The following is a 6,530-nucleotide window of genomic DNA, read 5'->3' as shown; positions in this document are numbered from 1 at the left end:
ATATATTTAAGTATTAAAATCCTATAATCCATTTTATTCAGCCCCTCATAAGTATTTTTCCATACTCTACTGATAAAATCTACATTTCACATTCTTATTTCCACTTTATTTACAATTTAATCCAAACAAAAATAAAGATGCCTATAAAATAGACACCTTATTTTCCAAGTAATAAATCTCTATATGGAACAATACACCTAAATTCAACAAGCTTATCAACCAAGTAATGTACATCTCCCTCACCTATAAGCTCCTGCTTTTTATGATTTTCATTAAGTGTTGTAAACTCTAATCTATAGGTATCCTCATCTACATCATATACATTTAAAACTCCCTTAAAATCTGAATAAACATTATTATTAAAAAACTTAGTCCATCCATCACTTCCACCACTCATCTCAACAATCTCAAATTCACCGTATGCAAGATAAGTTACCTTAAGCATTTTAGGACTAGCAAATTCAGTATCTACTATTTCAATAACTTCTCTCTCATTTTCAAGCCAAGTCATATTATCAAGCAAAAATGTAAAATAATTTTTATCACCTTCAAATAATTTTATAAATTTTTTACGTTTCTTTTTAATTTTATTTAAAGCTATCGAATTATTATCACTCTCATTAAAACAACTAATTTTATTCATTTTATTCTCCTTTTAAAAACACTATTACCCTATCTTATTCACAAATAGGCTTTATGTATTCTTATTTCTAATTTATAATAATTTTATTAAATAGTTAGAATACTTTCTAACAAGAGAAAGGACTTATTATGGAAAATACATTTGAAAAACTTTTAAATATCAAAACTTCAGGCAAACAAAATTTAGAAGAGGCTACTCTTCATTACAATAGATATGAGCCAACTTCTTATATTGCACTTGAAACTCTTCTACTAAATTATGAAATAAAAGAAACTGATAATATTATAGATTTTGGATGTGGAAAAGGTAGGCTTAATTTTTATCTATCATACAAAACAAATGCTAATGTTCTTGGAATTGAAATGAATCATTTCTTTTATGATAATTCACTAGCAAATAAAAAATCTTTTTTGAAAAATCATAAAAAAGATAAAAATAAAATCAACTTTTTAAATACTATGGCACAGGATTATTCTATTGAAAAAGATGATAATAAATTTTATTTCTTTAATCCATTTTCAGTACAAATTTTCAGTACAATTATAAATAACATTTTACTTTCAGTTGAGGAAAATCCAAGAACTGTTGACCTAATACTCTATTATCCCTCAGATGATTATATATATTACCTAGAAAATAATACTGCTTTCTATCTTGAAAAAGAAATTAGAGTTCCATTGCTTGATAAGAATGACTTTAGACAAATTTTTTCTATTTATAGATATCTTTCTTAACTTTAAATAATAACTGAAAAACTATAGAATTATAATTCTATAGTTTTCATTATTTTTATTTGTAATCCTTTACCTATATCTCGCCCTTGAGGTATTATGATAGTTCTATCAGCATCACTATTTATAAAAATCCCATGATCTCCATTATCTCTTACATGAATAAATCCATTCTTTTTTGCTATTTTATTAAGTTCCTTCCAATTCCTTGACTTAAAACTCTTATGTGTTCCTTTTATATCATCTATATCAAAATTTTCATTTTTTTCTAAGATTTCATTAAGTTTTTCTGATATTGTTATAAAATGATTATTAAAATATTCTGTGAAATACGCTATCTCAAGTCTATATATTTCCTTATATTTTTTAGCAATAACTTCTCTATTCCCTTTAACTTTATATTCTAAAGTTTCCATAAAAAGATTATGAGTAAAAACATTAACATTACTAAGCTTCTCCCCCTGTAAAATACTTTTAATATCTTTAATATACTCCTTAAACTTCATATATGATGTTTGATCTATAAACTCCATAATAGATTTAAATAAAATTGCCATAGTCTCTGTAACATCTTCTATTGCTTCATTATATTTTTCAATGTACCCTTTAATATAATCAATATCAAATTTTTCATCAATCTCTGATTCTAAACTATTAAATTCTATAATTAATGCATCTACATTTAAAACAATTTCATTTATATACTTATTAATTTCACTAGCCTTTTCGCTATAATATTCATTTACATCTCTCTCTATATTATTTATAAGGTCATCTTTTGCTGCAAGTAACAACGCCTTAGTTTCTCTATCTACACATTTGCTTCTTTTATCCGTATTATATCTATTTATATAATATTTATTTTTTCTTTTTGCTCCTAACTTTCTCTTCTTACTAACTGGCATTTAAATCACCTCCACATATTTCATCCTTAAATTATTTATAACCCAAATAAGCTGTTTTTATACAATTTTTAGCAACAAACAGTTCCTAAATAACCGTAAATTAAAAATTATATTTGATAATTTTTTTATCTAATATTATACTTACATAAGAATAATTAAAGTAGAGGTAGAAACAAATGATGAATTACGAAGGCTATGTTGATATAAATGATAAAGTTTCTATGGAGGAATTCGGTAGATTCACAGCTATAAACGATAAAAAATCAAAAATTACAAATATGGTGGCTATAAGAAAAATGTCACTATCAAACTATGATTATAAGACTAATCTTTTAGAGCTTAAATCACTTGATGATGAGTATCGAGGATATGCAAGGGCTGGTGATTGTGATAGTGATGTTCTTTTTCAAAAAAGACTAGCTGTTGTAAACAAAATTAATGAAATTGAAGCAGTTCTAAGAACGCTTTAATTTTAATATAGGTATATGTACCAATAAATTTGGTGCATTTTCCTTTTATAACAAATAACTATAAGCCTATGTTTTAGCTACCCTTATGGTTTATAAAAGTATTTTAATAATACATATACAACGATTAATTTAATTTAGGAGAAATATTTATGAGTAATGGTTTAAAAAAAGAAGATGAAATAGTTTATTTAAATGAAACGTTAAAGGTTATTGATACTTTACTTGCATCATTTGGAGTTTCATCTGATAGACAAAGTAAAGATATAAAAGATGATAGAAGATTTTTTTGGAATAACTTTTCAGAACTTGATGATATTGAAATACAACAACTTAATCAAGATATGGCACTTCAAGAAAAACTTTATATAAAAAATAAAGATAAGATAAATACACTTAGAACTCAAAAAGAAGTTCCATACTTTGCAAGAATCGACTTTAAAGAAGATGGTGATTCTTATGATGAAAGTTTATATATAGGAATTGCAAGTGTTGTTAAAGATGATTATGACTTCCTTGTACTTGACTGGCGTTCTCCTATTGCAAATATGTTCTATGATTTTGAAATAGGTAGAGCTTTCTATGAAACACCAAACGGACAAATTGATGGTGAGATTGTTTTAAACAGACAATTCAATATCAAAAATGGAGAAATTAAATTTATACATGAATCTGGTTCAAACATACAAGATGACTCGCTTCTTGAGATACTATCATCTAATACATCAGATAAAATGAAAAATATCGTTTCTTCTATTCAGAAAAAACAAAATGAAATCATTAGAAGTGAAAAAGCTAAAATACTTCTTCTTCAAGGATGCGCTGGGTCTGGTAAAACATCTATTGCAATGCATAGAGCAGCTTACCTTTTATATAAGCACAGAAAAACTTTAAGAGCTGATAATATTCTTATATTTTCACCAAATGATGTTTTTAGTGATTATATAGCTGATGTACTTCCAGGTCTTGGAGAGCAAAATATAAAACAAACTACTTTTGAAAGTTTTTATAAAGGATATCTTCCTTCTGTATATCAATATGAGAAGAAACATGATTATCTTGAGTTTATATACTCTCATAATACAAGTAAACACTTTGATTTAAGAACTTCAGGGATGAAATATAAGAATACTATAGAATTTGGAGCTATAATAACTAAATTCTGTGATACTCTACCTGAAATACTTCCTGTATTTAAAGATATAACGCTTGGTGGTCAAGTCATCGTTAGAAAAAATAAAGTTAAAGAAACTTTTATAACTAGATTTGCAAGTGTTCCTTATATTACAAGAATAGATAACCTTAAACAAAGTCTTGTTTCACAGGTTGAAACTAAATATTATCAACAAGCAAAGAAGAAAAATGCATCAGACTTTGGATATAATTATATAGACCATGGAGACAACTTTGATGATTATATAGTAACTGCTGTATCAGAACTTGTTGATTCAATGTTTAAAATTATTAGTCCTGTTGAAATATATAAAAGACTTTGGCTTGATATAAATAAATTTACAAAAGATAAAGTTTCAGAAATATCTATGGCTACTATTGCATCTTTAAATGATTTACTTGTACCATTTGAAGATATTGTACCTATATTATATATTCGTTGTTATATGGAAGGTTTTAGAGATTATAATAATATAAAGCATATCATTATTGATGAGTGTCAAGATTATAGTCCTCTATTCTACACTATAATAAATAAAACATTTAAAAACTCTTCTGCTACAATTCTTGGAGATTTAAATCAAAGAATTTCAAGTGATACAAATATCACTGCTAAAGAGGAAATTGCAAATGTATTTGGATTTGATAACACAGAAATTGAATGCCTTACAAAGAGTTATAGATCAACAAAAAATATAACAAACTTTGCAAAAGAAATTCTTCGTTCAAGTGAAGCTGTTGAAGCTGTTGACAGAGATGGTCTTGATGTTTCAATGATTAAATCTGATGATATAAATGGAGAAATTATAAAACTTATAGATGATATGAAAAATAGAGATTTAACTTCTATTGCAGTGATAACTAAAACTGCTGCTAAATCTCAAGAGTTATATGATTCACTTAAAGATAAAATAGATGGATTAAACCTTATAATAGATGAAAACAGTTTATATTCTAGAGGTATTACTATAATACCATCATATATATCAAAAGGACTTGAGTTTGATGGTGTTATAATACCAGACTGTGATGATTCATACTCTCTTGAAGTTGAGAGAAATCTGCTTTATACAGTTTGTACAAGAGCATTACATGAACTTCACCTTATAACAAACAAAGAATTCTCACCATTAATATAAGTATAACTTAAAAGAGTTATTTCTATATATCTTATAAATCATAAAGAGTAGTAATTATTAATTATATTACTCTTTATAATTTAGATATTTTAGGATAGCTCTTTTTTTATTTTACTATGACATACTACTGTTACATTATAACTGTAATATATATAAGTATTTCAAACAAAGGAGAAAAAGATGGAAAAAAATAAAACTAAAATAGTTGTAGCACTTATGCTAACAATGTTTCTTGCTGCTTTTGAGGGAACTGTAGTTAGTACAGCTATGCCAACAATCGCAAGAGATTTAAACGGATATAATTTAATAAGCTGGGTTTTCTCTGCTTACCTTCTAACTAGTGCTGTTTCAACACCTATCTATGGTAAACTTTCAGATCTACTTGGTAGAAAAAAAGTTTTAATAACTGGTATTATAATATTTCTTGTTGGAACATTAGTTAGTGGACTATCACAAACTATGCTTGAACTTATAATCTCAAGAGCTATTCAAGGGCTTGGAGCTGGTTCAATAATAACACTTACATATACAATAATTGGAGATTTATATGATATCTCTGGAAGAGCTAAAATACAAGGACTTCTTAGTACAATATGGGGAGTTGCCAGTATTCTTGGACCATTCATTGGTGGAGTAATACTTATTGACCTATCATGGCACTGGATATTCTTTGTGAATATACCATTTGGTATTTTAGGTATCTATATGATAAATAAATACTTCCACGAAGAGGTTCATACACAAAAAGTTAAAATAGATTATTTTGGAATACTATTCTTAAACATATCAATTGTTGCACTACTTTTTGCATCACTTGAAAGTGCAAAAAAAGAATATCTAATTGGATGTTTAGCACTTGCTATAATATCATTTATAATATTTATTTTTGTTGAAAGAAAAGCTTCTGAACCAATAATTCCATTTAACATATTTAATAAAAGAAATGTATATGCTAATATAATAGGATTTATAGTTGCTGTGGTTATAATCACAATCCAATCATACCTTCCTTTATATACACAAAATGTACTTGGATATAGTCCTATAATATCTGGATTATTCCTAGCACCAATATCAATATCATGGTTCACAAGTTCATTTATACTTGCAAAGTATCTTAAAAAATATGATGCTAAATTTGCAATAATACTTTCATCTGCTTTAATTTGTATTGCTATGCTACTTATAAGTATCTTAAATGTATCAACACCAATAATAGTTCTTATAATTGCAATGTTCATCATTGGATTTGGATTTGGTGGTATAATGAACTCAACTATAATAATTTCTCAAATTGTTGTAGATGATTCACAAATAGGAGTTTCTACTTCTACAATGAATTTAATTCGTACAATTGGACAAACACTTGGTGTAAGTATTCTTGGTTCTGTTTTAAACACAGGTATAACAAATCACTTTAATAGTGAGGGCTTAAAAAATATAGGTTCTGATATTCTTGGAAGTGCTAAAAA

Annotated in this window: 6 protein-coding genes; 4 read left to right on the top strand and 2 right to left on the bottom strand. The window is 26.5% G+C overall.

The features are described from left to right. Window positions 1-157: 157 nt before the first annotated feature. Window positions 158-643, bottom strand: a complete 486-nt coding sequence (locus Q0V15_RS10785) for a hypothetical protein (RefSeq protein WP_297438875.1) — start codon at window positions 641-643, stop codon at window positions 158-160. Between the two features lie 125 nt (window positions 644-768). Between Q0V15_RS10785 and Q0V15_RS10780 the strand changes: the two genes are divergently transcribed. Next, window positions 769-1,377, top strand: a complete 609-nt coding sequence (locus tag Q0V15_RS10780) for a methyltransferase (protein ID WP_297438877.1) — start codon at window positions 769-771, stop codon at window positions 1,375-1,377. Between the two features lie 29 nt (window positions 1,378-1,406). Here the strand turns inward: Q0V15_RS10780 and Q0V15_RS10775 are convergent, their stop codons facing one another. Continuing rightward, window positions 1,407-2,279: a type II toxin-antitoxin system HicA family toxin gene (locus Q0V15_RS10775; RefSeq protein WP_297438873.1), complete on the bottom strand. Its 873-nt coding sequence runs from the start codon at window positions 2,277-2,279 to the stop codon at window positions 1,407-1,409. A 176-nt stretch (window positions 2,280-2,455) separates the two neighbouring features. Here Q0V15_RS10775 and Q0V15_RS10770 point away from each other — a divergent pair, with 176 nt between their 5' ends. The 3 genes from Q0V15_RS10770 to Q0V15_RS10760 form a co-directional block, all read left to right on the top strand. After that, complete coding sequence (locus tag Q0V15_RS10770) at window positions 2,456-2,749, top strand: hypothetical protein (protein WP_297438870.1); 294 nt, start codon at window positions 2,456-2,458, stop codon at window positions 2,747-2,749. 149 nt (window positions 2,750-2,898) lie between these two features. After that, complete coding sequence (locus tag Q0V15_RS10765) at window positions 2,899-5,058, top strand: UvrD-helicase domain-containing protein (protein ID WP_297438868.1); 2,160 nt, start codon at window positions 2,899-2,901, stop codon at window positions 5,056-5,058. Window positions 5,059-5,238: 180 nt separating this feature from the next. After that, window positions 5,239-6,530 (top strand): MDR family MFS transporter (locus Q0V15_RS10760; RefSeq protein WP_297438865.1); only part of this gene is annotated, 1,292 nt, incomplete at its 3' end.

This window comes from uncultured Clostridium sp. (assembly GCF_947036855.1).
Lineage (GTDB): Bacteria > Bacillota > Clostridia > Clostridiales > Clostridiaceae > Sarcina.
Note: the sequence above shows the minus strand (reverse complement) of the source record. Positions and strands in the feature narration are given on the sequence as shown.

Excerpts from the sequence above, each read along its gene's own strand:
- Q0V15_RS10770 (WP_297438870.1), top strand. The coding sequence starts at position 2,456 with ATGATGAATTACGAAGGCTATGTTGATATAAATGATAAAGTTTCTATG.
- Q0V15_RS10765 (WP_297438868.1), top strand. The coding sequence starts at position 2,899 with ATGAGTAATGGTTTAAAAAAAGAAGATGAAATAGTTTATTTAAATGAA.
- Q0V15_RS10785 (WP_297438875.1), bottom strand. The coding sequence starts at position 643 with ATGAATAAAATTAGTTGTTTTAATGAGAGTGATAATAATTCGATAGCT.
- Q0V15_RS10775 (WP_297438873.1), bottom strand. The coding sequence starts at position 2,279 with ATGCCAGTTAGTAAGAAGAGAAAGTTAGGAGCAAAAAGAAAAAATAAA.